The sequence below is a fragment of the Nonomuraea sp. LPB2021202275-12-8 genome (assembly GCF_037044575.1).
Lineage (GTDB): Bacteria > Actinomycetota > Actinomycetes > Streptosporangiales > Streptosporangiaceae > Nonomuraea.
Window position 1 is genome coordinate 64,468 of sequence record NZ_JBAHWD010000014.1, and the last position, 26,097, is coordinate 90,564.

Here is a 26,097-nt window from a genome sequence, read left to right on the forward strand (position 1 = left end):
GCTTGCAAACGCGTGACCTTCTGAGGATCTAGCATGGAAACAGAGAACGCGCCAGAAGCACCGCGCCCCGGCGCGTCGAGGAGGACCGAGCTGTGACCAAGCAGGTTCAGCAACTCGATCGCGTGATCATCAGATTCGCCGGAGACTCCGGCGACGGCATGCAGCTCACCGGTGACCGGTTCACGGCCGGCACCGCCGAGTTCGGCAACGACCTGTCGACGCTGCCCAACTTCCCCGCCGAGATCCGCGCTCCCGCAGGGACCCTGCCCGGCGTTTCGAGCTTCCAGCTCCACTTCGCCGACCACGACATCCTCACTCCCGGCGACGCGCCCAACGTGCTCGTGGCCATGAACCCGGCGGCGCTCAAGGCCAACCTCGGCGACCTGCCGCGCGGCGCCGACATCATCGCCAACATCGACGAGTTCACCAAGCGCAACCTGCAGAAGGTCGGCTACGCCGCCAACCCGCTGGAGGACGACTCGCTGGCCGAGTGGCGGGTGCACGCCGTGCCGCTGACCTCGCTCACGGTCAAGGCCCTGGAGGGCTTCGACCTGTCCAAGAAGGACGCCGAGCGCTCCAAGAACATGTTCGCCCTCGGCCTGCTGTCGTGGCTCTACCACCGGCCGACCGAGCACACGATCAAGTTCCTCGAGCAGAAGTTCGCCAAGAAGCCCGAGATCGCCAAGGCCAACATCGCGGCCTTCCAGGCCGGCTGGAACTACGGCGAGACCACCGAGTCCTTCTCCGTCTCCTACGAGGTCAAGCCCGCCAAGCTCGCCCCCGGCGTCTACCGCAACATCTCCGGCAACCAGGCGCTGGCCTACGGACTGATCGCCGCCTCGGTGCAGTCCAAGCTGCCGCTGTTCCTGGGCTCCTACCCGATCACCCCGGCCAGCGACATCCTGCACGAGCTGTCCAAGCACAAGCGGTTCGGCATCCGCACCTTCCAGGCGGAGGACGAGATCGCGGGCGTCGGCGCGGCGCTGGGCGCGGCGTTCGGCGGGGCGCTCGGCGTCACCACCACGTCGGGCCCCGGCGTGGCGCTGAAGGCGGAGACCGTCGGCCTGGCGGTCACCACCGAGCTGCCGCTGCTCATCGTGGACGTGCAGCGTGCCGGGCCGAGCACCGGCATGCCTACCAAGACCGAGCAGACCGACCTGCTGATGGCCCTGTTCGGGCGTAACGGCGAGTCTCCGGTCCCGGTCGTGGCTCCGATGTCGCCGAGTGACTGTTTCTACGCGGCCATCGAGGCGGCCAGGATCGCCGTCAAATACCGCACGCCCGTCATGCTGCTGTCGGACGGCTACCTGGCCAACGGCTCGGAGCCGTGGCGGCTGCCGGAAGTGGCCGATCTGCCGGACATCTCGCAGGAGTTCACGACGGCTCCCAACGGCGAGGACGGCGAGTTCCTGCCGTTCAAGCGCGACACCGAGACGCTCGCCCGCCCCTGGGCCATCCCAGGCACGGCCGGCCTCGAGCACCGCATCGGCGGCATCGAGAAGGCCGACGGCACCGGCAACATCTCCTACGACCCGGACAACCACGACCGGATGGTCCGGGTGCGCGCGGCCAAGATCGCCGGGATCGACGTGCCGGACCTGGAGGTCGACGACGCCGACGGCGACGCCAGGGTGCTCGTCCTCGGCTGGGGCTCCACCTACGGCCCGATCGCCGCGGCCGTGCGGCGCATCAGGAAGAGCGGCGGCAAGATCGCCCAGGCCCACCTGCGCCACCTCAACCCGCTGCCCGCCAACACCGGCGAGGTGCTCAAGCGCTACGACAAGGTGCTGCTGCCCGAGATCAACCTCGGCCAGCTCGCGCTCCTGTTGCGAGCCCGCTACCTCGTCGACGTCATCAGCTACAACCGCGTGCGCGGGCTCCCGTTCAAGGCCGAGGAGCTGGCCGAGGTCATCCAGGACGTGATCGACAGTGACTGAGCTCATCAACGGGAAGGGCCTCACGCTCATCCCCAAGACCGATGCCAAGCAGACCCTCAAGGACTTCAAGTCCGACCAGGAGGTGCGCTGGTGCCCGGGCTGCGGCGACTACGCGATCCTGGCGGCGGTGCAGAGCTTCCTGCCGGAGCTGGGGCTGCGGCGCGAGAACATCGTGTTCGTCTCCGGCATCGGCTGCTCCTCCCGCTTCCCCTACTACCTCGACACCTACGGCTTCCACTCGATCCACGGCCGCGCGCCGGCGATCGCGACGGGCCTGGCCGCCTCCCGGCCGGACCTGAGCGTGTGGGTGATCACGGGTGACGGCGACGCGCTGTCGATCGGCGGCAACCACCTGATCCACGCGCTGCGCCGCAACGTCAACCTCAACATCCTGCTGTTCAACAACAGGATCTACGGTCTGACCAAGGGCCAGTACTCCCCCACCTCCGAAGTCGGCAAGATCACCAAGTCGACTCCGATGGGGTCGCTGGACAAGCCGTTCAACCCGATCTCGCTGGCACTCGGCGCCGAGGCCTCCTTCGTGGCCAGGACCATCGACTCCGACCGCAAGCACCTGCAGTCGGTGCTGCGCGAGGCCACCGCGCACCGCGGCACCTCGCTGGTGGAGATCTACCAGAACTGCAACATCTTCAACGACAACGCCTTCGAGCAGCTGAAGGACCCGGAGATCCGCGACGACATCACGCTCAGGCTGGAGCACGGGCAGCCGATCGTGTCGGCGTCCAAGGCGGTCGTCAGGGCCGGCAACGGCAGCCTCGACGTCGTCCCGAGGGCCGAAGCGAGCGAGGACCGGATCCTCGTGCACGACGCCCACAACCCCGACCCGTCGGTGGCCTTCGCACTGTCGCGGCTGGACGAGCCGGCCTTCGAGCACGTGCCGATCGGCATCTTCCGCCAGGTGGACCGCCCCGCCTACGACGTGCTGATGGCCGAGCAGCTCGAGGAGGCCGTGGCCCAGAAGGGCGCCGGCGACCTGGGCGAGCTGCTCATGGGTGGCGACACCTGGCGCATCGGCTGAGCGGTGCGCGCCGCCGCCCCCTGGCGGGGCGGCGGCGCCTCAGATCTTCGACAGCACCCGGTCGCTGACGAAGCAGAGCATCCCGAACTCCCTCGCCCGGCGTTGCGCGAAGTCGCACAGCTCGTCGCTGTCGGCGTAGTCCAGGGCGTAGAGGTCGATGTCGAGGCCGAGCAGCCGCTCGGCGACGGACGCGTGCACCTCCAGGACGTCGTCAGGCCAGGGCGCGTAACTCTCGTCGTCCACCCAGCGGGCCGAGAACGACTCGAACAGGATGCCGTCCACCAGGTCGGCGATCTCCGGCAGCAGGCCGAACCCCCGGTTGGCCAGCAGGTATTCGGGCCTGGCCTCCTCTTGGATGGCCGCGATGAGGATCAGCAGGTGGGGCAGGTCCTCGGGATAGTTGTGCTCGATGTTGAGCGTGTCGAGGAACAGGCCGCGAAAGCCGGTGGCCATGGCCTGGGTGGCCTGGTCCACGACGTGGGCCACCCAGCGCGGGTCCCCCACGTAGACGAAGGCGCCGCCCCAGTCGGGGTTGCGCTCGGGGCGGTGCCAGGGTGCTTGCGGCCCCACGTCCTCGGTCAGCGACAGGTAGCCCAGGGTCTGCACGCCGCGCTCGCGCAGCAGGTCGAGCTCCTGCCGGGAGTAGAAGTCGGCCTGCAGGACGACCTTGTCGAAGTGGGAGAGCCTGTCCAGCTCGCCCGCCCCGTAGTAGAACGCGATGGGCTGCGTCATGCCGTCCACGACTCCCGGTACCACTCGAAGGTGCGCCGGACGCCCTCCTCCAGCGGGACGCGCGGCTGGTAGCCGGTGAGCTCGCGCAGCAGGGTGAGGTCGGGGCAGCGGCGCGCCACCGACCCGGCGGGCGAGGGCAGCTCGCGGATCTCGGGGTTGACGCCCGCGATCCGGAGGACGAGCTTGGCCAGGTCGCCGATGTTGGTCTCCTCCGCGTCGTTGCCGATGTGCACGATCCTGCCCGCGGCCTCCGGAGTGGCCATGAGGCGGACCATCGCCTCGGTGGCGTCGTCGACATGGCAGAAGGCCCTGCTCTGGTCGGAGCCGTAGAGGGTGAAGGGGTTCTCGCCGCGCGCGGCCCGCAGCGACAGCTCGGGGATGACGTGGTCGGCGCCCATGCGCGGGCCGTAGATGTTGTGGAAGCGGCCGACGACGGCCGCGAACCCCTTGGCCCGCGCGGTGTGCAGCACCGCCGCCTCGCCGAGCATCTTGCTGATGGCGTAGGTGAAGCGCGGCGAGGCGACGTCCTCGATCATCAGCGGCACGTCCTCGGGGGTCGGCACGGGCACCACGCCCGCGCTCACCCCGCCCGCGTACGCCTCGCTGGTGGAGGCGAAGAACAGCCTGTCACCGGGCCCGATCCAGTCCAGCAGGTGCATCAGGGCCAGCGTGTTGACCCTGATGACCCTGGCCGGCTCGGACTCGACGTTGCGCACGCCGACGACGGCGGCGAGCATGTAGACCTGGTCCCAGCCGGGCTCCAGCGCCCGATACGAGGCGGGGTCGGTCAGATCCGCCGACCGCACGTCCACCTGGCCCGCGAGCTCGGCCAGCGCGAGATCCCGGCGCCCGCGGGAGAAGTCATCGCAGATGGTGACCTCGTGGCCGTCGGCGCGCAGCCGCCGGGCCAGGTGCAGCCCGATGAACCCGGCCCCGCCCAGCAGGAGCGCCCTCATGACCGGCTCCCCTGCGCGGTGTAGCCGATGCCGGCGTAGCGAGCCCCGCTCGCGGTCACCGCGGCCTCGTCGAGGATGCGCCAGGAGTCGAACAGCACGCGCAGCTCGGAGGCGGCGAGCCTGGTCTCCACCTCGATCTCCCGGTAGTCCGGATGGTCGTTGATGATGATCATCGCGTCGGCGGCGGCGAAGGCCTTGTCCAGGCTGACGGGCTCGCCGCCGTACTCGCGGATGACCTCGTCGGTGACGAGGGGGTCGTGTCCCCGCACCACCAGGCCCGCCGCCGCGAAGACCGGCAGCATGTCGGCGATGGGCGTGCCGCGCATGTCGTCGGTCGCGGGCCAGCCCTTGTACGCCCAGCCGAGCACCGAGAGCCTGAGCCCTTCCGTGCGGCCGAACTCCTGCCTGATCAGCTCCACGACCCGCCCCGCCACGTGCGCGGGCAGCTGCTCGTTCAGCGCCCTGGCCCTGCCCACGAGATACGGCTCGCGCCCGGTGCTCGCCAGCATGATGTACGGGTCCTTCGACAGGCAGCCACCGCCCACGTAACCGGGCTTGGCCAGGTCCGGCCTCGGGTAGTCGAGGTTGGTCGCCCTGATGACCTCCAGCGGGTCGAGCCCGTGCTGCTCGGCGATGAGCGCCAGCTCGTTGCCGAAGGCGTAGATCACGTCGGTGTGGCAGTTGTTGGAGAGCTTGACCATCTCGGCCGTCTCCAGGCCGGAGACGGGCACGATCTGCGTGGCCAGGCCCTGGAACAGCTCGACACCGGCGCGCAGGCTGTCGTCGTCGAGCGCCCCGATCACCTGGGGCAGCTCGACGAGCTCGCGCAGCGCCTGTCCCTGGATGGTGCGTTCGGGCGCCATGACGAGCCGGGGTCGCTCCCAGCGAGCTGCGAGCGCCGGCAGCACGATCTCGCGGCTGGCGCCGATGGGCACCGTGCTGCGGACGACGACCAGCGTGTCAGGGTGGCAGCGCCGCGCCACCTCCTCGGCCGCGGCGGCGAGGTTCCGCAGGTCGGGCACCCCCGTGGACAGGTCGACGGGCGTGGACACCGACAGGATCGCGGCGTCCAGCGGTTCGGCGGGGAGCCGGTCGGAGATGAAGATCCTCTCGCCGAGGAGGTCGTCGAAGGCCTCGGCGACGCCGGGCTCGAACACATGGATCCGCCCGCTGGACAGCGCTTCGACCACGCGCGGGCTGACGTCGACCCCGTGCACGATGTAGTCCTTGCGAGCCAGTGCCGCGGTCAGCGTCAGACCCACGTAGCCCATACCGACAACGCCGACTGTTTTCGGCATCCAGCGCTCCTTTCATTGTTTCGTTCACTGACAAGGGGGACTTATGCGATCAAGGTCGACCATGGTGACGTTCCCCGCGATACCGCTCCTGCGATAGTGAGCGCAGGCCGTCTTGATGTTCTCCGGTGATCTCGCGTAGTCGGTGGCGAGCACGGCCTTACCCTGCTTTCGCAGAGCCAGGGCATCGGCCAGATTCTCCTGGCACCAGCTTTCCCGGCATGGCCGATCGGTGGCTCTGAAGAACAGCTCTTCCATCCCGATGCCATCAATCGCCCCGACATATCCGGAAAAATGCCTAAGTTCGGGGGAATTCTGCGGAACGACGGAGAAGCCCGGACGAATCTTTTTCGCGTACGCGCTGATTTTGATGATCAGGTCGACCATTTTCCGGCCCAGCGTGGCCCGGGTCTCCCCTGGCACCCGTGCCAGGTCGATCTCCTCGTAGGCCAGCGGCGTGTCGAGATAGACCCCGTCGAAGCCGGCCCGCAGCGCCTGGTCGACCTTCGGCCTGATGACCTGGCTCCACCAGCCCGGCTCCCAGTACTTCACGAAGTGCTCGTCGGGCCAGTCCGCCCAGATGTTGAGCATCAGGTCGGCGTGCCGGTCTCTCAGCGGCTCGAACTCGGTCCTGAACTCCTCGATCGAGCCGATCTCGAAGTAGGCCAGCACGAGCTTGCCGCTGCCGCGCACCCGCGCGACCTCCTCGGCGGTGAAGGCGCCCTCGGCGGTGCCGTCCCGCGAGAGGTCGACGATCGCGAGCTGGTGCGGCGCGCGCGCGACGGCGTCCAGGCGGCCCTCCGGGTAGCGCTGCAGGACGTAGGTGAAGGAGGTGACCTCCCGCAACGCGGGCGCCGACCTTCCCTCGGCGCCGGTCACGCAGCCCGCCAGCGCGGTGAGGACCGCCAGCGCGGCGCCCACCGGCGGGAAGGAACAGCCCTTCATGCCATCGCCTTGATCGACTCGCCGAGCCCGTACTCCGGCTGCCAGCCCAGTACCTGCCAGGCCCTGCGGATGTCCGCCCTGCTCCAGCCGACGGCGGCGGAGCGGACCGACGCGGGCGCGCTCTCCCGCACCTCGCCCGTGAAACCCGCCTGCGCGGCCTGCATCGCCACCGCCTCGCGCACCGTGACGGCCCGGCCGCTGCCCACGTTGATGACCCGCTCGGCCAGCTCGGGCACGAAGGCGGCCCGCACGATCGCGCCCGCCACGTCCCGCACGTCCACGAAGTCGCGGTAGGCGCCTAGCGGCCCCAGCTCGATGCGCGGGGTGCGCTCAGCCACCGCCCGCCTCAGCATGTCGCCCGCCCTGCCCAGCACGCTCTCGGCGCTGATGCCGGGGCCGACCGGATTGAAGATCCGCAGGGACGCCCCGTCGACCCTGCCGTCCGCGGCCGCCTGCTCGACCAGCAGGCTGCCCGCCAGATGGCTGATGCCGTAGGCGCCGGCGGGCCGTGCCGGATCCCGCTCGTGCACGGAGTGGCCGTACTCGACCGGACCGTACTCGGCGGCCGAGCCCAGGCGGACGAACCTGGCCCGCGGCGCCGACTGGGCGATCGCCTCGATGAGGACCGCGGTGGCCGTCGCGTTGCCGCGCAACAGCTCGTCGTAGCCGCCCGACAGCCGGCCCACACAGTTGAGCACGGCGGACGGACGGGCGGCGCCCAGCAGGCCGGCGGCCTCGTCGGGCGTGGCCGCGAGCAGGTCCAGCACCGCCCGGCCGGGGCAGAGCAGTCTGGAGACCCGGGGGTCCTCCGACAGCAGGGCCTTGACCTGGCGCCCGAGGAATCCCGTGGAGCCGAAGAGCACGACGGTCGTCATCGCACCGGTTCCCGCGACGGGAGCAGCTGCGGCCTGATCTCGTCGAATCGGGCGTTGGCCTCGTCGTAGTCGTCGGGGCGGCCGATGTCGAGCCAGTAGCCGTCGAACTCGTAGATGCCAGGCGGTTTGTCCCGCGCGAGCAGGTCGAGAACCAGCTCGTCGAAGCCGAAGGACATGCCTTCCGGGTAGCTCGCGATCGTCTCGCGCGACAGCGCGTAGACCCCCATGCTCACCAGATAGCTGAGCAGGGGCTTCTCCCTGAAGCCGATGATGTGCCCGTTCTGCGCCTCCAGCACCCCGAAGTCGATCTTCACCACGCGAGGTGAGGTCGCCACGGTGAGCGGCACGTCCGAGGTGACGTGGCGGGCCAGCAGGTCGGCGTAGTTGAGGGTGGTGAGGACGTCACCGTTCATCACCAGGAAGTCGTCCGGCAGGCGGTCCCTGATGGGGAACAGCGGCCCGATCGTGGACAGCGGGGTGACCTCTTCGGTGTAGTCGACCGACATGCCCCACCGCGACCCGTCGCCCACGAATGCCCTGATCAGCGGGCTCAGGTGCCCCACGGCCAGCGTGGCGCGGGTGAACCCCTGGTGGGTGAGCTGCTGCAGGATGATGTCCAGGATCGCGTACTCCTCCCCGATGGGGACCAGCGGCTTGGGCAGCGCGGAGGTGTACGGGCGCAGGCGAACCCCCTTGCCACCTGCGAGTATGACGACGTGCATAGTGGATCCCTCCCATGGTGCGTGATCAGCGGTATCTGCGAACGTCCTTGAGGCTGGCGAGCATCAGGGACAGCAGGATGACGAGGAAGAGCAGGCCGGCGCCGAGGAAGAGCATGACGTCGGCCAGCGCGGACTGGGTGCCGGGCAGCAGGAGGCGCGCTCCCGGATGCACGGCGAGGGCCAGGCCCTGCGCCACGCACAGGTGCGCGACCTTGCCCTGGTTGGCCAGCAGGAAGGTGAGGAAGTAGGCGCCGCCGACGGTCACGTGCGCGGCGGCCATGGCGGCGCTCGCCGCCGACAGCGCGTGCGTGGCCCACAGGAAGGCGAGGGGCACCGCGGACAGGGCGGCCAGCGCGCCCAGGCAGATCAGCAGCCCCTTGGCGACCAGCCTCCGGGTGTGCGAGGTGAAATCCGCCGGATAGCAGAGCTCACGCAGCGCCGCTCTGGTCTGATCCTCGAACACGTGCGCCCGGTACTCCAGGATCCCCATGCCGAGCACCAGCCCCGCCCCGGCGATGGCCAGGTCGGTCCGGTCGAGCACGTAACGGGCCTCCGCCTGGAGCAGGAAGACCGCGCTCAGCGTGCTGTAGAGGAAGGAGGGCAGCAGGCCCCGGATGTCGACGCGGATGAGCGTGCGCAGCGCGGGTTCGGCGGCGGGCTCGTCGCGGCCCTCGGCCATCGTCAACAGGATGGCGGCGCCCACGATGGCGGCGATGCAGACGACACCCATGCAGACGGTCAGCAGGCCGACCCAGCTGTCGCCGATGGCGATGTAGGCGACGCCGGCCACCACCGCGGGCAGCATCATCACGGCGAGCCAGCCCTCGCGCCGGTAGAACAGCAGGATTCCGGAGGCGATCTGGAACGCCATCTGCATCACGCAGAGCGCGACGAGCGCGACCGGACCGTTCCTGACCGTGGCGATCACGGTCGCCGTCAGGACGGCGGCGCCGACCCCGAGCACGAGGCCGGTGCGTAGCACCCGTCCCGCCGAACGTGGGCAGCCGCGCCCCATGAGCGTGTAGGCGATCTGCGCGGCGGCGCTGCCGAGCACCCAGCCGATCCCCGTGGTGAGGACCAGCCCCGGCATCAGCCACTCCGTGCCCACCAGGCCCGAGGCAGCGGGCAGCAGTGCCGCGGGCAGGCCGTAGAGCAGCCCGTGCAGCATCTGCGCGGCCGGGCGGGCGCGCCGCAGCACGGCGCCCGCCGGTGGCCGGGGCGCGCCCTTGGCCACCATCCGCGCGTAGGCGGCCTCGGCGAGCGAGAAGATGTCGGCATGGCCGTACCTCTCCCGGGCGATCTTGTCGTTCAGCCCTTCGCTCTCCAGGATGGCGGCCACCTGCAGGGGCTCCACGGCCCGCGACAGCCTGGCGGCCATGGGCTCGATGAGATCGTCGATGTCGGCGTCGGACGCGGTGCCCTCGTTCGGGGCGAGGGTCGTCATGGGGCGGCTCCGCCCGCGGGGATGAGCTCCTCGTAGACGCCTCGGTAGTCGTCCAGGGACTGCTGGAGCGTGAAACGTTCCATAACGCGGCCACGGGCGATCGCGCCGAGCCGCCGGCGCAGGCCGGCGTCTTTCAGCAGGCGCACCGCGGCGTCGGCGGTGGCCACGTGGTCACGCGGCGGCACGATGAAGCCGGCGTCGCCGACCGCCTCCGCGACGCCGCCCACGTTGGTGCACACCACCGGTCTGCCGCAGGCCATGGCCTCGACCACGGTGTAGGGGAACCCCTCGGAGATGCTGGTGAGAGCGACGACGCTGCCCGCGTGATAGGCGGCGACCGGCGTCGAGACGCGGCCCTCGAACACCGCGTCGCCCTCCAGCTCCAGCTCGGCGATGAGGGCGAGACAGCTCTGGTAGTAGGTCTCGTTGCCTGTGGGCACGCCGCCGAAGATGCGCAGCCGGGCCTCGGGGATCTTGTCGCGGACGATCGCGAACGCGCGGATCAGGGTGTGCAGGTCCTTCAGCGGGTCCACCCTGCCCATGAAGACCAGCGTCGGCTCCTCGGGATCCGACTCGGCCAGGGGGAAGTCGTCGGGGTCCACGCCGTTGTACATGACGCGGATCCGGTCGGGGTCGGCGCCGTTGTGGAGCTGCCAGCGCCGGTTGTACGACGAGTGCGGGGCGATCCGGTCGGCGGCCACGTAGGCGGCGCCGGCCAGCCGCCTGAAGAAGCTGAGCAGCAGCACCCGGACCGCGTGCGAGACCGGCTCGTTGACGTACTGCAGATACCTCTCCCGCAGGTACACGCCGTGCTCCGACAGCACGATCGGCGTGCCGTAACGCCACTTGGCGGCCATCGCGACCAGCATGCTCAGCCCGTTCATCGCGACGTGGGTCAGGTCGGTGCGCAGCGGCGGCTCGGCCAGGGGGCGCAGCATGTGGCCCATCAGGTCGCCCGCCGTGATCGCGTCGGCCAGGTTGAGCCCGTCGGTCCTGTTCCAGTACCAGGTGTCCATGAGCTGGGTGAGCGACTCGTTCGCGGTGAGCGCGCCGGCCAGGTCGCCGCCGTCGCGGGCGAAGCCGTACAGCGATTCGAGCACCGACAGGAACTCGTCGCTGCCCGCCCCCATGACGGCGGGGGTGAGGACGATCTGGAGGAAACGCCCGTACGCCTCGCCGAACGCGGCACCCGGCGGCCGGGTGCTGCGCCGGTAGCTCTTCTTCCACAGCGGGAGGTTGATGACCTGTTCGAGGTTGGCGGGCAGGTCCCAGACGGGACGCTCCCCGCCGTCCACGGTCATCGTCACGACATCCCACCTGTTGTCGGGCATGCCCCTGATGAGCTGGTCCATCCAGACGCTCACGCCGCCCATCGCGAACGGGTAGGTGCCTTCGGAAACGAACGTCACCTTCACGGCCGCACGCTCGCCGGCACGGTGACGGGGACGCCCGCGGTCAGCGCGACGTGCGCGCTGGTGTCGGTGCCGTACGGCGTCGCCCCCGGCAGTGCCGCGTTGGTGGCGAAGACCGAGGCGTTCGCCGCCGCGGTGAAGGTGATCGTGCCGGCCGCCCGGTCGTAGACGGCGTTCACGCCCGCGAGCCCGGCGAAGTGCTGGGTGCGGCGCTCGACGTACTGGGCGAGCGCGCCCCAGTTAGGCGTGATCAGCGGCACGTTGTAGTAGCCGTTGTACTTGGCCAGCACGGCGTCCAGCCAGTCGAAGACCAGACTCTGGTTCCCTCCGTAGTTGCGCAGGTTGCCCTGGTGGAAGGTGTGGCTGTAGACCGACCCCGACATGACGTGCTGCATGGCCACGTCGCTCTCGTGACCCAGGACCTGGGCGTAGGTCTGGTTGACCGGCCAGTAGGGGAACGATCCCGAGGGGCCGTAGTAGGAGTTGTAGAAGAGCGTCTCCTCGTCCGGCGTGGTCGTGTGGTAGGCGATGTTCGTCGGCCAGTCGGGCACGACCATGAGCGAGGGCCGGAGCGGGTGGTAGATGCCGCAGTTGAAGCACGACGGCCGGTGGCTGGCGAACGACATGTTGCCGTGCAGATACTTCACGCCCAGGTCGTCGGCGGCCTGCAGCAGGTCCGGGTTCGAGGCGGCCAGGCCGTGGTCGGTGGGCGGGTCGATGTCGTTGTTCGGATCGGGGTGATAGACGCCCAGCCCCGAGTACTCGCCGGTCTTGAGCACCGTCGGGTCCACCTGCAGGCCCAGCGCGGCGGCCCTGGTGAGGTTGTCCTGGATCTCGGCGCGGCTGGTGGCGTAGTCGAGGACGTTCATCTTCGGATGCGTGAACGTGTGGTTGATCCAGGTGAAGGAGGAGGCGCGGCAGCGCGAGTAGCTGGTGAGCCCGTCCGTTCCCGGCAGGGTCAGCAGGCACATCGACGGCGCGGACGGGTCCGAGCCCTCGCCGTTGTAGGCGACGTTCAGCTTGAAGTTCGCGGCCAGCGGGTTGGCCGCGCGGAAGCTGTTCTGCTGGCCGTAGGTGCTCACCGCGTCGGCCCTGGACATCCGGTAGCCCGGGTCCTGCTCGAGCGTGCCGTTGGCGTACAGGTGGTCGGTGTGGCTGAACCAGTCGTCGACGTCGGCGTTGAGGTAGTGGCGCCGCTCGCCCAGGTGCAGCCCCTTGCTCGCCCACCGGAACACGCCGTAGGTCAGCAGGTCGGCCTGGGGCAGGTACTGGTTGGAGGTGAAGGTCAGCGCCATGCGCTCGCGGCCGTCGGTGGACGTGCTGCGCACCCCGAGGACGTCGCCGCCGTCGGTGATGATCGGGTCCGCCGGGCAGCCCCCGGCGATCGTGCTCCGGTAGACGTAGGACAGCGAGATGGGGATGTCGACCCCGGTCTTGAGGTAGTCGAAGACGCTCGCGCCCGCAGTGGTCAGGTCCGTGCTGATCGGGGTGCCGCCCACGCCGCCCTCGCTGCCGGCACGCAGGCAGTAGTCCTCGGGCCAGGTCCCGTAGGCCGTGTAGAGCGAGGCCTGGCGGACGCTGTAGTCACGCTCATAGGCCCATAGAACGTTCCATTCTGCGGCGTCGAAACCGCTGACGTAGCCGGAGCCGTCGAAGTAGAGCAGCGAGTTGTTGGTCAGCAGGATCGCGTTGTACCTGCCCGTACCGTCGGCCTGGAGCAGGTCGGCGGCGGCGAGCGGCTGGGTCCTGCTGTAGACGACGTCGTACGGCGCGCCCACGCGGTCGAGCACGGACTTCCAGGTCGCGACTCCCCAGTCGGCGGGGTCGACCGCGACGACGAGCGCCCGGAGCCCGACCCTGTCGCTGGCGGCGGCGGCCAGCGCGGAGGCCGACGTGGCGGCGCGGGCCGAGCGGTTGACCGGCAGGACTCCCTTCGCCTTCACCTTGGGCAGCGGGCCCAGCTTGTCCGCTTTCGGACGCTGGATCGGCGCCCGTGAGGGAGCGGGATGTCCTTTCGGATCCTTGGGCCCCGATACGGCGGCCTGAGGACTGGCGGCGAAAAGGCCGAAAGTCAACGTGATCGCACCGGCCAGCGCGATCGTTCTGCGTGATCCTACCGAATGGCGTTCAGTGAACAACCGAAATAAACGCACCTGTATCACCCATCTGAGCCCCAAACCCCTAATAACACGTAAGACCGACGCACACCCCACCGGCCAGCCTTGAGTGTGCGCAGATCGGGTTTCACTTGCGTTTCACCGAGATTTCCCAGACGGCGTTTACATAGCTTGAAGAATCAATATCCTCCCCGGTATAGGGAGGTCCGTGAACGGCACGGGAAGGGGAGCCCATGCAGTTCGGTGTTCTGGGAGCACTGGAAGTGGTGGACGGGGAACATCACTTATCAGTTCGCTCCATCAAGCAGCGCAGCCTGCTCGCCATGCTGCTGTGCCACCACGGCACTGTCGCGCGCAGCGACGTGCTCATCGACGCCCTGTGGGGCGGCGAGGCCGGCGACGCCGGCACCAAGCGCCTGCGGCTCCAGCTGCACCGCCTCAGGCGGATGCTGGGAGCGGGCGCGGAGATCACCCACCAGTCGACCGGCTACCTGCTGCGAGCGCCGCTCGACACGGTGGACGCCTGGAGGTTCGGCCGGCTCGTCCAGCAGGGGCGTCAGGCGCTCGCGGCCGGGCACCTCGCCAGGGGCGGCGACCTGCTGCGCGAGGCCCTCGGCCTGTGGCGGGGACCGGCGCTGTCCGGCCTGGACGACATCCCGTTCCTGCACCGCCAGGCCACCCGCCTGGAGGAGGAGCGGCTGGCCGCTCTGGCCGACCGCATCGACGCCGACCTGCAACTGCGGCGGCACGCGGACCTGATCGGAGAGCTCACCGTGCTGGTGCGCGAGCACCCGCTGCGCGAGAGGTTCCGCGGCCAGCTCATGATCGCCCTGTACCGGGGCGGCCGCCAGGCGGAGGCCCTGGAGGTCTACCGCGACGGCCGGCACATCCTCACCAGCGACCTCGGGCTGGAGCCCTCGCCGGAGCTGCGCCGGCTGGAGGTGGCGATCCTGACCAGCGACTCCTCGCTCGCCGTCACGCGCCCGCCCGTCGCCCACCGGACGGTCCACGCCCGCCGCGGCCACCGGCACGGGCACCCCGGGGCGAGCTGCCCGCACTGCTCCAGAGGCTCGCGATAGCTGGCGCATCGGCTGGTTTTTGGCGACTATGCCAGGGTGGCGAAGACGTGGTGGTATGTCGTGGCCGCGGTCGCCGCCCTGGTGCTCGCCGTGACGATCGCACAGGAGCTCGGCGAGCCCGCGCGCACGGCGCAGCGGCCCCCCGCGACAGCGCCCCCCACCAGCACGGCGCCCGCCGTGGTGCCCGCCGGATTTCCCGACGCCGCCTCCACGGGCGTGTCCCCGGGCACGGAGCTCGCGGTGGTGACCGGGGACCAGACCTTCGCCAGGGACGGCGAGGTCGTCGAGGGCAAGGAGTTCCGCGGCTTCGTCGAGGTGACCGGGCGCGGCATCACCTTCAGGAACTGCCTCTTCAGCGGCGGCGTCGCCGACAGGGTGCGCCCGCTGCTCGACACCGAGCACGCCCGCGACACCGTGATCGAGGACTCCGAGTTCCGCCCGGCGCACCCGTCACCGTCCGTCGACGGAATCTGGGCCGCCTCCACGAAGATCTACCGCTCGGAGTTCACCGGCACCGTCGACGGCGTGAAGGCCCACACCGGCACCCTGGTGCAGGACTCCTACATCCACCACCTGAGCTGGTTCGCCGCCGACCCCGACCAGGGCGGCGGCCCCACCCACAACGACGGTGTCCAGGCCTTCGCCGACCAGCGCGGCGTGAGCCTGGTGCACAACACCATCGACCTGTCCACGACCCGCGACCCGAACGCCGCCGTCCAGTCGTCGGCGGACGAGCTGCGCGTCGAGGGCAACTACCTCGACGGCGGCGCCTGCGTCGTCAACATCGACCACACGCCGCTCGGCCGCCCGCTGACCGGGCAGCGCGTCACCGGCAACCGGTTCGGCCGCGCCTCCGCGCACGACTGCCCCATCCTGCTGAGCACCCGATCGGAGCTCGCCGCCGGCTCGGGCAACGTGTGGCACGACACCGGGGAGCCCATCCCCGCTCCCGAACGTCACGACTAGCTGGAGGGCACATGTCCGCCTGGCACGACACGCGGGTCCTGGTCACGGGCGCCACCGGGTTCGTCGGCGCGCACCTGGTCAGGCGGCTCGCCTCCCTCGGCGCGCGGGTGCACGCGATCAGCCGCCGCCCGCCCGCGACCGCCGAGCACGGCGAGCACTGGCACGCGGCGGACCTGAGCGACGCCGCCGCGACCGCGGACCTGGTGGCGCGGACCTCCCCCGAGGTGGTCTTCCACCTGGCCGGCGAGGTCACCGGCGTGCGCGAGCCGCACGTGGTGGCGCCGACGCTCGCGGGCAACCTCGCCGCGGCCGTGAACCTGATGACCGCGCTGACCGGCACGCCGGTGCGCAGCGTGGTGCTCGCCGGGTCGGTCGAGGAGCCGCGTGACGGCCTCGCGCCGAGCTCGCCGTACGCCGCCGCGAAGGCCGCCGCCACCGGTTACGCCCGGATGTTCCACGCGCTGTGGCAGGTGCCGGTCTCGGTCCTGCGCGTAGCGATGGTGTACGGCCCCGGCCAGGCCGACACCGCCAAGCTGGTGCCGTACGTGACGCTGTCGCTGCTGCGCGGGCAGGAGCCCGAGCTGACCTCCGGCACCAGGATGGTCACCTGGGTGTACGTGGAGGACGTGGTGGACGCGTTCGTCCTGGCCGGCGCGAGCGGAGCGGCGGCCGGCCACGTGCTCGACGTCGGCACGGCCGAGCCGGTCTCCATCCGCGACACGGTGGAGCTGCTCGCCAGGGTGGTGGGCGGCGTGGCGAGACCGAGGTTCGGCGCCGTGACGGCCCGGCCGCTCGACCGCACGCAGCGCTCCGACCTGGGCCCGGCCGAGCTGGTCCTGGGGTGGCGTCCCGTGACCGGGCTGGAAGACGGCCTCCGCCACACCGTCGCCTGGTACGCCAAACACCTGTAACGGTCCATCTCGGGCGGCGATATGTCTCCTGGCGGCTTTCTGAGCAGGGGGCGGGATGCGTGCTGTAACCAACCTGACCGTGCACGGCATCGGCGAGACGACCCGCGGGCTCGACCCGGGCGAGGACCGGACCTGGGTGAGCGTGGCGCAGTTCGAGCAGGTGATGGACGCGGTGGCCGGACGCCAGGACGTGCGGATCACCTTCGACGACGGCAACGCCTCCGACGTCGAGATCGCCCTGCCCCGGCTGGTCGAGCGCGGGCTGCGGGCCGAGTTCTTCGTGCTGGCCGGGCTGCTCGGCGAGCCCGGCAGGCTCGACTCGCGCGGCGTGTGCGAGCTGCTGCGCGCCGGCATGCGGATCGGCTCGCACGGCTGGGCGCACCGCGACTGGCGCACGATGGACGCGGGGCAGGCCGCCGAGGAGCTCTCCGCCGCCCACAACCTGCTCGGCCAGCTCGTCGGCGAGCCGGTGTCCCGGGTGGCCATCCCGTTCGGCTCCTACGACAGGCAGGTGCTGCGCCGGCTCCGGCAGGCGGGCGTGACCCGCGCCTACACCAGCGACGGCGGCAGGGCCCGGCCGGACGCCTGGCTCCAGCCGCGCAACAGCCTCAGTCGCGACCTCGACGGCGGCTGGATCTCCCGCGTGCTGGGCGGCGGCCCGTCGATCCCGCGCCGGGCCGCCAAGCTGGCCATGCGCCTGTACAAGCGGGTGCGCTGATGGCCCGCGTCGCCGTGGTGATCGTCACCTACAACAGCGCGGACGTGCTGGAAGGCTGCCTGGCCTCACTGACCGCGGGCGCCGGCGAGGTCCAGCTCGCCGACGTGGTGGTGGCCGACAACGCCTCCAAGGACGACTCGACCGCCATCGCCGACCGCGCCGACCTGCCCGTCAAGGTGGTCCAGCTCGGCAGGAACGCGGGCTACGCGGCGGCGGTCAACGCCGGGATCGCGGCGCTCGACCTCGACGACGTCGACGGGGTGTACGTGCTCAACCCGGACTGCCGCCTGCGCCCGGGAGCGATCGCGCCGCTGCTCGCGTGCCTGCGCGAGCCGGGCCGGGGCATCGCGGTGCCGTACATGGTCAACCCGGACGGCTCTCTGCAGCCGTCGCTGCGCAGGATGCCGACCGTGGGCAGGGCGGTGGTCGAGGCGGTGATCGGCGGTGAGCGGGCCGGGCGGCTCGGCACGCTGGGTGAGCTGGTGACCGATCCGCGCGACTACGCCCGGCCCGGCGCGTTCGCCTGGGCGACCGGGGCGGCCATGCTGATCTCGCCGCGGGTGGTGCGCGAGGTGGGGGCGTGGGACGAGTCGTTCCTGCTCTACAGCGAGGAGACGGACTACTGCCTGCGCGCCGCCGACCTCGGGTGGAGCACCTGGTACGAGCCCGCCTCGGTGATCGAGCACATCGGCGGCGACTCCGGGGTGAACCCGATGCTGGCCGCGCTGCTCGTCGTCAACAAGGTGCGGCTCTACCGGCGGCGGCACGGACGGCTCTCCGGGCTGGCCTACTATCTGGCCGTGCTGGCAGGCGAGGCGCTGCGGGCCCTGGCCGGGCGGCGCACCTCGCGGGCCTCGGTCACGGCGCTGCTGCGGCCGTCTCGCCGGCTGACGGCGCTGCCCCGATGACGCGCCAGGACGGCCGCCCCGGTGACAGGAGCGCGCGGGAAGGCAGGGCCATGCGCGTCGTGCCGTTCGACGAGCTCGGCGCGGCGGAGCTGGACGCCTGGCACGCGCTGCGGGCCGCCAACCCGGCCCTGGACAGCCCGTACTTCCACCCGGGCTTCGCGGCGGCCGTGCACGCCAGCGGGCGCACCGTACAGGTGTCCGTCGGCACGGGCGGCGGCGAGGTCGCCGCCCTGCTGCCGCACCACCGCGAGGGGCGGGTGCTGCGGCCCGTCGGCTGGCCGGGCGCCGACTTCCAGGGGCCCGTGCTCGCGGCGGGGACCGCTTTCCGGCCGCTCGACCTGCTCGCCGGAGGGGCCACCTCGTACGAGTTCGACCATCTGGTGGACCAGACGCCCGGCTTCGACCCGTGGGTGATCTCCCGCAGGCCGTCGCCGTACCTGGACGTCACCGGAGGGCTGCAGGGCTACCTGGGCCGGGCTTCCAAGAGCGGCAAGGACAACATGGGCCAGGCCCGGCGCAGGGCCGCCAAGGCGGAGCGCGAGCACGGCACGGTCCGCTTCGCGGCGAACTCGACCGACCCTGGAGCGCTCGCCCTGGTGATCGAGCTGAAGCGGGCGCAGTACGCCGCGACCGGGGCCCGCGACTACTTCGCCGACCCCGACCGGGTGCGGCTGCTGGAGGGCCTGCTGCGCACCCGCGACGGGTCGTTCGGCGGCGTGCTGTCGACGCTGCACGCCGGCCCGCGGCTGCTGGCCGCGCACTTCGGGCTGCGCGCGGATGGGGTGCTGCACTGGTGGTTCCCGGTGTACGACCCGGAGTTCGCCAGGCTGTCGCCGGGCTGGATGCTGCTGCGCGAGCTGGTCGGCGCCGCGCCCGCTCTCGGGGTCTCACGGATCGACCTGGGCAGGGGCGAGGACGAGTACAAGCGCCGGGCCAAGACCGGCCAGACGCAGGTCTGCCAGGGGGTCGTGACCAGGAATCCGGTGCGCCGGGCCGCCGCCGTGGCGATGGTCCGCGCGAGATCGGCGGTGAGATCTGTCCGTTCTCGGACACAACCGTAACGTTCCAATCGACATGCCCGACATATCCGTTGGAGGCGGGGAAGATCGCTGCCCCACGGTCCACGGCGGAGGGCAGCTATGCGGATCAGCGTCTTCGGGCTCGGCTACGTGGGATGCGTCTCGGCGGCCTGCCTGGCCTCGATGGGGCACGAGGTCGTGGGCGTCGACGTCAACCCGGTCAAGGCGGACATGATCAACGGCGGCCGGGCGCCGATCGTCGAGGAGCGGATCGGCGAGCTGGTCGAGCGGGCGGTGCGCGACGGGAGCCTGCGAGCCACCACGGACGCGGCCGAGGCGGTCGCCGCGACCGAGGTCTCCCTCGTCTGCGTCGGCACGCCGTCGGCGCCGAACGGCAGCCTGTCGACGACCTACCTGGAGCGCGTCGCCGAGCAGATCGGCCGGTCCCTGAGCAAGGGACACGTCGTCGTCTTCCGCAGCACCATGCTTCCCGGCACCTGCGCCGAATTGCTCGTGCCGATCCTGGAGCTGTCCTCGGGACTGCGGGCCGGGGTGGACTTCGGGGTCGCGGTCAATCCCGAGTTCCTGCGCGAGGGCACCAGCGTGCGCGACTTCTTCGCGCCGCCCAAGACGGTGATCGGCGAGTCGGACGAGGCCAGCGGGGACGTGGTGGCCGCGCTGTACGACGGGCTGCCCGGCGAGGTGTTCAGGGTGCCGATCCCGGTCGCCGAAATGACGAAATATGCGGATAATGCGTTTCATGCGGTGAAGATTGGCTTCGCGAACGAGCTCGGCGCCGTCTGCCAGGCTCTGGGACTCGACTCGCACCAGGTCATGGACGTGTTCCTGGCCGATCGCAAGCTCAACATCAGTCCCGCCTACCTGCGTCCCGGCTTCGCCTTCGGCGGCTCCTGCCTGCCCAAGGACCTGCGCGGCCTGGTGTACGCCGCCAGGAAGGCCGACGTGTCGGTCCCGCTGCTGTCCCACGTGCTGCCGGCCAACGAGGCGCACCTGCAACGGGCCTTCGACCTCGTCACCGCGCCGGGACGGCGCAGGATCGGGCTGTTCGGCCTGTCGTTCAAGCCGGGCACCGACGACCTGCGCGAGAGCCCGCTGGTCGAGCTGGCGGAACGGCTCCTCGGCAAGGGTTACGACCTGCGCATCTACGACGCCAACGTGTCCCTGTCGCGGCTGATGGGCGCCAACCGGGCCTACATCGCCGAGCGGCTGCCGCACCTGGGCGACCTGCTCAGCGACTCGGTCGAGGAGGTTCTGCGCCACGCGGAGGTGTGCGTGGTCGGCTGCACCGACCCGGCCGTGCTGGAGGCGCTGGACGGCACAGGCGGCGGCGACGGCAGGGCGATCGTCGATCTCGTGCGGATGCCGGGCGCCGCGGCGCACCGCGACAGAAGGGACTACGTGGGCATTGGCTGGTAGAGCGCTCATCCTCGTCGAGAACCTCTCCGTACCCCTCGACCGGCGCGTCTGGCAGGAGTGCACCGCCCTGCGCGAGGCCGGCTGGGAGGTGCACGTGATCTGCCCGCTGGGCGCCAAGCACGACACGGAGCCGGAGGCCGTGATCGACGGCGTCCGCATCCACCGCTACCCGCTGCACGCCGCCACCGGCGGCCCGGCCGGCTACCTGCGCGAGTACGGCTCGGCCCTGTGGCACACCTTCCGGCTGGCCAGGCGGCTGACCGCGCGGTTCGGCCGGTTCGACGTGGTGCACGGCTGCAACCCGCCCGACCTGTTCTTCCTGGTCGCGCTGGCCATGCGGCGCAAGGGCACGCGGTTCGTCTTCGACCAGCACGACCTGGTGCCCGAGCTCTACCTGTCGCGGTTCGGCCGGGGGCGCGACCGCCTCTACCGGGCCGTGTGCGGGCTGGAGCGGCGGACCTACCGGGCCGCGCACGTGGTGATCGCCACCAACGAGAGCTACCGGCAGGTCGCGCTGTCACGCGGCGGCAAGCGGCCCGAGGAGGTCTTCGTCGTCCGCAGCGCGCCGGTGGTGGAGCGCTTCCACCAGGTGCCGCCGGACGAGTCGGCCCGGCGCGGCAAGCCGTACCTGCTGTGCTATCTGGGCGTGATGGGGCCGCAGGACGGCGTCGACTACGCGCTGCGCAGCCTGGCCCGGCTGCGTGACGAGCACGGCCGCAGCGACTGGCACGCCGTGTTCGTCGGCGGCGGCGACACCTTCGACGCGATGGTGGCGCTCTCTCGCGAGCTGGGCCTGGACGACTCCGTCGAGTTCACCGGCAGGATCCCCGACGAGGACCTGATGCGCTACCTGTCGACGGCGGACGTGTGCCTGTCCCCCGATCCGCTGAACCCGCTGAACGACGTCTCCACGATGAACAAGGTCATGGAGTACATGGCGATGGCCAAGCCGATCGTCTCCTTCGAGCTGCGCGAGGCGCGGGTGTCGGCCGGCGAGGCCGCCGTGTACGCGCCGGCCAACGACGAGTCGGAGTTCGCCAAGCTGATCTCCCGGCTGCTGGACGACCCGGAGGAACGGCGGCGGATGGGCGAGATCGGCAGACGGCGGGTGGCCGGGCCGCTGTCCTGGGAGCACTCGAAGAAGGCGCTGCTGGCCGCTTACGAGGCCGCCGTGGGATCGCGGTGACGGCTGCCGGCGTCCGTACCCCATCGCGCCCGGCTGCCGCGCAGCCTGGTGAGGACACGGTCGGCGGCCAGGACGGCGACGTAACAGGCGGCGTCGAGGGGGCTCACCGCGCGCCGGGCGACCAGCTCGCGCAGCGCACCCGCGCGCAGCGTGCGCGCCGGCCTGCCCAGCTCGGCGAGCTGCCTGTTGCCCTGCCGCACCCTGACCCGCCTGGCCAGGTGGGCGCGGACCGTGCGGGCCGGACGGACCACCGAGCGGGCCTCGGACACCACGGCCCGCTCCCCCGGGGCGAAACTGCCGTCCACCCAGCCGTCGTCGGAGATCACGTCCGGCAGCGGGAAGGCCCGCTCGTGGCCCTTCTCGGTGAGCACGTAGACGCCCACGCCCGCCAGGGCGCGGACGGGCGCGATCAGCCGGTCGTGCACCCGGTGCACCCGCCTGACCAGTGGCCCCGCGCCCGTGAGGTCCCATTCGGGCACCGGCGCGCAGGCGAGCACGCCGGGCCTGGCGGCCGCCTCCGCCAGCGCCCGCACCGACGCCGCGTCCAGCCGTACGTCCGCGTCCAGGTAGACGCGCGGGAAGGCGCGGCAGGCGGCGTCGCCCAGGCGCAGCGCGTTGACCTTGCCGGGCATCGAGGTCTCCAGCACCCGCACCCCCGCGCGGGCCGCGGCGCCCGCCGTGCGGTCGGCGCAGCCGTTGGCCACCACCACGACGTCGAACTCGCCGGGCGAGGTCCCGGCCAGCAGCGCGTCGAGCCCCCGCCCGATGACCGCTTCCTCGTTGTGCGCCGGGATCACGACACTGACCTTCGGCTTCATCACACCGCCTTCAGTAAGGACGACTCATGAGAGTGGAGCGAGGCGAGATCGAGGGCGTGCTGCTGTTCGCGCCCACGCCGCACCGCGACCAGCGTGGCCTGTTCACCAGGACGTTCGACGCGGCAGTGGCCGCCGAGGCGGGCCTGTCGCCGGGATCGTTCATCCAGGACAGCCAGTCCCGGTCGCGCCGCGGCACCATCAGGGGGCTGCACGGACGCTCCGGGAGGGGCGAGGCCAAGCTGGTGCGCTGTGCCAGGGGCGCGATCCACGACGTGCTGGTGGACGCCAGACCGGGCTCGCCCACGTTCGGGCGGCAGCTGACGGTCCGGCTCGACGACGAGGCGTTCGTGACGCTGTACGTGCCTCCGGGGCTGCTGCACGGCTTTCAGGCGCTCACCGAGCCCGCCGACACCTGCTACCGCATCGACCGCGAGCACGATCCAGACGAGGATCTCGCCGTCCGCTACGACGATCCGGATCTGAAGGTAGCGTGGCCCCTGCCGGTCACCGGGGTCAGCGACCGCGACCTGGGCGCGGGCTCCTGGGCCGGGCTCCTGGGCCGGCTCGGCGGCTGAGAGGTGGCGGCGATGCGCGGACTCCTGGTGCTGGTCGCGCTGCTCTCGTTGGTGGTGGCCTGCCAGGAGGCGCCCGCCGTCACACCGGCTCCCACCCCTGACGGTCCCCGGCCGAGCATCCAGCGGCCCGACGGCAGCTCCTGCCCCGACCACCCCACACCGGCCTGCACGGGCGCGCCGCGGCAGCGCGAGCTGACCCCGCTGCAGCTCAACACCGAGAACGTCGCCTACCGCGTCCAGACGCCCGGCACCGTGCTCGACGGCGTGCACATCGCCGGGCCCCTGCTCATCCACGCCGACGACGTGACCGTCAGGAACAGCGTGATCGACGGTCACGTCACCAACGCCGACGGCGAGCGGTCCTTCCGCTTCGCCATCGAGGACACCACGGTCGGCACCACGAAGGCCTGCGGCCCGCTGCCCGCCATCGGTCACGACAAGTACACCGCGACCAGGGTGCTGGTGCAGGGCCACAGCGACGGCTTCCGCGTCTCCGGCGACGACGTGCGGATCCGCGACTCGTTCGTGAAACTCTGCTCGGACTCCGGCGACCACTCCGACGGCATCCAGGCCTACAACGGCGGCAAGGGGCTGCTCTTCCACCACAACACCGTCGACCAGCGCGACGCCAAGGACATCACCGCGCCGATCTTCCTGGTCGACGAGAAGTCGAGTGACGTCGTCGTCACCGGCAACCTGGTCATGGGCGGCACGTTCAGCATCCAGGTGCGCAACGCGGGCGGCAAGCAGGTGGTGCGCGACAACAAGCTGGTCGACAGATCGTGGGTCTACGGCCCCGTCGACTCCGAATGCGGCCGCACCGACTGGGCCGGCAACGAGCTGGTCACCATAGACGCGGACTATCGGGTCACCTCGATCGTCGGCCCGCTGCGCTGCGAGGGGGCGAGCTGATCGGCCCGTACGGCGCGTAGCAGCGCGCCCGCCGCGCCGATGAGCACGAACGACAGCCCGGTGACCGTGGCGAACGACAGCAGGTCGAAGGTGAACGACCCGACGAGCGGCACCAGCAGGCAGGCCGCGATGGTCAGCCCGAGATCGCGGGTCCCGGGGTCGGCGGTCAGGTGCCTGGCCTTGAGCGCCGCGTAGAAGGCCACCACGAACAGGCCGGCGTACGCCAGCGTGCCGATCAGCCCGGTCTCCACCATCGACAGGATGTACTGGTTGTCGAAGATCTGGTGCTTGGGGGCGTACCAGGTGCCGAGCCCGCGGCCGAGCCAGAAGTGCCTGCCGATCTCGTGCGAGGCGACGGCGTAGTCGTGTGTCCTGTACTGGATGCTCTCGTCGTTGGACAGGTTGGAGAACAGCCCGAAGATGGTGCCGAGCAGTCCCGGCACGGCCAGCCTGATGACCACCAGGAACCCCGCGGCCACCAGCAGCGCGTGCAGCCGCCTGCGGCCGGACCAGCCGGCGAACAGCACCACGCCGACCACGAGCAGGCTGAGCATGGCCGAGCGCGACACCGAGAACATCAGGCCGAGCCCGATCAGCAGCGTGCACGCCCACCAGCGCAGCGCGGGCTCGGCGCGCAGGCGCGCCTTGGTGGCGTAGTGCGCGGCCAGCGGGAGCAGCATCGCGCAGGTCACGCCGAACTCGATGGGGTGGCCGGTGGTGGCGGCCACCCGGCGCAGGTCGGCCCGCTCCAGCACGAACGAGTCGCCCTCGGTGGAGTAGCGCAGGATCGGCAGCTCCAGCATCCTGGTCAGGTCCACCGAGAACAGGAACTGCAGCGCCCCGATCACCGAGATGACCGCCCCGCCGACCACCAGCGTCTTGAGCAGGAAGTCCAGCCGCCGGTGCCCCCGCGCGCCGTCGCACACGGTGAGCGCGATGCCCACGCTCGCCACCACCAGCACGAAGGCGTGGTCGGTCAGGTTGAGCTCGTCCGACTCCATGTACCCCCACGTGGCGAAGCCGTAGGTGGCGACCATGGCGGTGAAGTAGGCGAACAGGGCGGTGCGCACCGGGTTGCGGCCCTTGGCGACCCCCAGCGTGAGCGTGAGCTGCGCGCACAGCCACAGCAGGGCCGCGGCCAGGCTCACCACGTTGGCGGGGGTGAGCGAGAGCGGCAGGAGCTTCAGCACCAGCCGCGCGGGCACGATCAGCAGCGCCACGGCGAAGACCGCGGCGATGGTGGCGCCGTCGGCGCGTCCGTGGACCGGCGGGGCGTCGGGAAGCCGCGCGACCACCGGCTACGACCCCGCCTTCTCGGCGGAGACGAGCTCCCTTTCGGCCGGCTCCCGCTGCGGTCGCCGGCCGGCCAGACGTGCCCGCACCGGGCCGGTGAGGCTCTCCGCGGCGAACGAGGCGCACAGCGCGGCGATGATCCCGAGGCCGAGGGCCGCGGCTCCGGAGCGGAGCTTCCTGCCCTGCTGCGCGACGGGCGTGGTGGGCGGCACGGCCGCGCTCATCGTGATGTACGTCTCGCGCGGCGCCTGCACCTGCCGCTGGCGCAGGTCCAGCTCCCGCTGGATCCGATCCATGACCTTCAGCGTGATGGCCGTGGCCGCCTCCGGGGTGCGGCTCTCCCCCTCGACGAAGACCAGCGGGCCGGTCGCCAGGGACTCCAGGTTGTTGGTGCCGTTGGTGACCGCGTACGTGGTGTCGCCCTCTGCGGTGCCCATCGCGGCGACCATGTCGGGCGTGCTCATCGCGCTGATCAGCATCGAGGCCGCCACGTCGAGCCCGTGGTCGAAGTTCAGCATCGGATTGACCCGGGGAATGGGCTGGTCGGGATCGGGCGGAAGCGTTCCGCCGCTGGTGGGTGCGGTAAGCAGGAGAACCGCGGTGGTGGTGTAAGTGGTCGGGATCGTGGAGTAGGCGTAGAAGGCGCCGCCGACCGCCAGCAGGAACGCCGGTAAGGCGACGTACCACCGCCGGACCAGGACGAGGATGGTCCCCCAGAAATCCACGCGCCCTCCCCTGCGAGTTCCGCCTCATGGATGTCGCGTTGAACCCGGTGGAGCGTTACATAAAACCCTGTAACGC

Annotated in this window: 24 protein-coding genes; 12 read left to right on the forward strand and 12 right to left on the reverse strand. The window is 71.0% G+C overall.

Features of this window, described 5'->3' with window-relative positions; genetic code table 11:
• The first annotated feature begins 92 nt into the window (after positions 1–92).
• The gene (locus V5E28_RS25040) at positions 93–1,937 is read left to right on the forward strand and encodes a 2-oxoacid:acceptor oxidoreductase subunit alpha (protein WP_336209625.1); all 1,845 of its coding nucleotides are present in this window, start codon (positions 93–95) and stop codon (positions 1,935–1,937) included.
• Entirely contained in the window at positions 1,930–2,976 is a 1,047-nt protein-coding gene (locus V5E28_RS25045) for a 2-oxoacid:ferredoxin oxidoreductase subunit beta (protein WP_336209626.1), read from the forward strand. Before V5E28_RS25040 ends, V5E28_RS25045 begins: the two co-directional genes overlap by 8 nt.
• 39 nt (positions 2,977–3,015) lie before the next feature.
• On the opposite strand, the gene V5E28_RS25050 is transcribed toward V5E28_RS25045, so the two are convergent.
• The 9 genes from V5E28_RS25050 to V5E28_RS25090 are packed head-to-tail and all read right to left on the reverse strand — an operon-like array spanning position 3,016 to position 13,300.
• Positions 3,016–3,708 (reverse strand): hypothetical protein, encoded by a 693-nt coding sequence (locus tag V5E28_RS25050; RefSeq protein ID WP_336209628.1) that lies wholly within the window; start codon positions 3,706–3,708, stop codon positions 3,016–3,018.
• Positions 3,705–4,664, reverse strand: coding sequence for an NAD-dependent epimerase/dehydratase family protein (locus V5E28_RS25055; protein ID WP_336209630.1), 960 nt, complete (start codon positions 4,662–4,664; stop codon positions 3,705–3,707). Before V5E28_RS25055 ends, V5E28_RS25050 begins: the two co-directional genes overlap by 4 nt.
• Entirely contained in the window at positions 4,661–5,962 is a 1,302-nt protein-coding gene (locus V5E28_RS25060) for a nucleotide sugar dehydrogenase (protein ID WP_336209632.1), read from the reverse strand. Before V5E28_RS25060 ends, V5E28_RS25055 begins: the two co-directional genes overlap by 4 nt.
• Positions 5,963–5,986: 24 nt before the next feature.
• Complete coding sequence (locus V5E28_RS25065) at positions 5,987–6,904, reverse strand: endo alpha-1,4 polygalactosaminidase (RefSeq protein ID WP_336209633.1); 918 nt, start codon at positions 6,902–6,904, stop codon at positions 5,987–5,989.
• Complete coding sequence (locus V5E28_RS25070) at positions 6,901–7,779, reverse strand: NAD-dependent epimerase/dehydratase family protein (protein WP_336209634.1); 879 nt, start codon at positions 7,777–7,779, stop codon at positions 6,901–6,903. Before V5E28_RS25070 ends, V5E28_RS25065 begins: the two co-directional genes overlap by 4 nt.
• The gene (locus V5E28_RS25075; protein WP_336209635.1) at positions 7,776–8,501 is read right to left on the reverse strand and encodes a sugar phosphate nucleotidyltransferase; all 726 of its coding nucleotides are present in this window, start codon (positions 8,499–8,501) and stop codon (positions 7,776–7,778) included. The genes V5E28_RS25070 and V5E28_RS25075 overlap by 4 nt, the downstream gene beginning before the upstream one ends.
• A 25-nt stretch (positions 8,502–8,526) precedes the next feature.
• Positions 8,527–9,945 carry a hypothetical protein gene (locus tag V5E28_RS25080; protein WP_336209636.1) on the reverse strand — a complete coding sequence of 473 codons (1,419 nt, stop codon included), beginning with the start codon at positions 9,943–9,945 and terminating at the stop codon, positions 8,527–8,529.
• The gene (gene pelF / locus V5E28_RS25085; RefSeq protein WP_336209638.1) at positions 9,942–11,360 is read right to left on the reverse strand and encodes a GT4 family glycosyltransferase PelF; all 1,419 of its coding nucleotides are present in this window, start codon (positions 11,358–11,360) and stop codon (positions 9,942–9,944) included. The genes V5E28_RS25080 and pelF overlap by 4 nt, the downstream gene beginning before the upstream one ends.
• Positions 11,357–13,300 (reverse strand): Agd3-related carbohydrate deacetylase, encoded by a 1,944-nt coding sequence (locus V5E28_RS25090; RefSeq protein WP_336209639.1) that lies wholly within the window; start codon positions 13,298–13,300, stop codon positions 11,357–11,359. Before V5E28_RS25090 ends, pelF begins: the two co-directional genes overlap by 4 nt.
• A 407-nt stretch (positions 13,301–13,707) precedes the next feature.
• Here V5E28_RS25090 and V5E28_RS25095 point away from each other — a divergent pair, with 407 nt between their 5' ends.
• The 8 genes from V5E28_RS25095 (at position 13,708) to V5E28_RS25130 (ending at position 21,698) form a co-directional block, all read left to right on the forward strand.
• Positions 13,708–14,553: an AfsR/SARP family transcriptional regulator gene (locus V5E28_RS25095; RefSeq protein ID WP_336209640.1), complete on the forward strand. Its 846-nt coding sequence runs from the start codon at positions 13,708–13,710 to the stop codon at positions 14,551–14,553.
• Between the two features lie 36 nt (positions 14,554–14,589).
• Entirely contained in the window at positions 14,590–15,519 is a 930-nt protein-coding gene (locus tag V5E28_RS25100; protein WP_336209641.1) for a hypothetical protein, read from the forward strand.
• Positions 15,520–15,530: 11 nt separating this feature from the next.
• A complete protein-coding gene (locus V5E28_RS25105) occupies positions 15,531–16,430 on the forward strand; it encodes an NAD-dependent epimerase/dehydratase family protein (RefSeq protein ID WP_336209642.1) in 900 nt (299 codons plus the stop codon).
• Between the two features lie 55 nt (positions 16,431–16,485).
• Positions 16,486–17,148, forward strand: a complete 663-nt coding sequence (locus V5E28_RS25110; protein WP_336209644.1) for a polysaccharide deacetylase family protein — start codon at positions 16,486–16,488, stop codon at positions 17,146–17,148.
• The gene (locus V5E28_RS25115) at positions 17,148–18,056 is read left to right on the forward strand and encodes a glycosyltransferase family 2 protein (protein ID WP_336209645.1); all 909 of its coding nucleotides are present in this window, start codon (positions 17,148–17,150) and stop codon (positions 18,054–18,056) included. The genes V5E28_RS25110 and V5E28_RS25115 overlap by 1 nt, the downstream gene beginning before the upstream one ends.
• Positions 18,053–19,117: a GNAT family N-acetyltransferase gene (locus V5E28_RS25120; protein ID WP_336209646.1), complete on the forward strand. Its 1,065-nt coding sequence runs from the start codon at positions 18,053–18,055 to the stop codon at positions 19,115–19,117. Before V5E28_RS25115 ends, V5E28_RS25120 begins: the two co-directional genes overlap by 4 nt.
• 78 nt (positions 19,118–19,195) lie before the next feature.
• Positions 19,196–20,512: a nucleotide sugar dehydrogenase gene (locus V5E28_RS25125; protein WP_336209647.1), complete on the forward strand. Its 1,317-nt coding sequence runs from the start codon at positions 19,196–19,198 to the stop codon at positions 20,510–20,512.
• Positions 20,502–21,698 (forward strand): glycosyltransferase family 4 protein, encoded by a 1,197-nt coding sequence (locus V5E28_RS25130; RefSeq protein ID WP_336209648.1) that lies wholly within the window; start codon positions 20,502–20,504, stop codon positions 21,696–21,698. Before V5E28_RS25125 ends, V5E28_RS25130 begins: the two co-directional genes overlap by 11 nt.
• On the opposite strand, the gene V5E28_RS25135 is transcribed toward V5E28_RS25130, so the two are convergent.
• Positions 21,671–22,516 carry a glycosyltransferase gene (locus tag V5E28_RS25135; RefSeq protein WP_336209650.1) on the reverse strand — a complete coding sequence of 282 codons (846 nt, stop codon included), beginning with the start codon at positions 22,514–22,516 and terminating at the stop codon, positions 21,671–21,673. The genes V5E28_RS25130 and V5E28_RS25135 overlap by 28 nt on opposite strands.
• A gap of 26 nt (positions 22,517–22,542) precedes the next feature.
• Between V5E28_RS25135 and V5E28_RS25140 the strand changes: the two genes are divergently transcribed.
• Together V5E28_RS25140 and V5E28_RS25145 are read left to right on the forward strand one after the other, a co-directional pair.
• Complete coding sequence (locus tag V5E28_RS25140) at positions 22,543–23,091, forward strand: dTDP-4-dehydrorhamnose 3,5-epimerase family protein (protein ID WP_336209652.1); 549 nt, start codon at positions 22,543–22,545, stop codon at positions 23,089–23,091.
• Positions 23,092–23,103: 12 nt separating this feature from the next.
• Positions 23,104–24,003, forward strand: a complete 900-nt coding sequence (locus V5E28_RS25145) for a hypothetical protein (RefSeq protein ID WP_336209653.1) — start codon at positions 23,104–23,106, stop codon at positions 24,001–24,003.
• Here the strand turns inward: V5E28_RS25145 and V5E28_RS25150 are convergent.
• The gene (locus tag V5E28_RS25150; RefSeq protein WP_336209655.1) at positions 23,952–25,298 is read right to left on the reverse strand and encodes an O-antigen ligase family protein; all 1,347 of its coding nucleotides are present in this window, start codon (positions 25,296–25,298) and stop codon (positions 23,952–23,954) included. The two genes, V5E28_RS25145 and V5E28_RS25150, sit on opposite strands and share 52 nt — an antisense overlap.
• A gap of 3 nt (positions 25,299–25,301) precedes the next feature.
• Complete coding sequence (locus tag V5E28_RS25155) at positions 25,302–26,021, reverse strand: hypothetical protein (RefSeq protein WP_336209657.1); 720 nt, start codon at positions 26,019–26,021, stop codon at positions 25,302–25,304.
• Positions 26,022–26,097 lie beyond the last annotated feature (76 nt).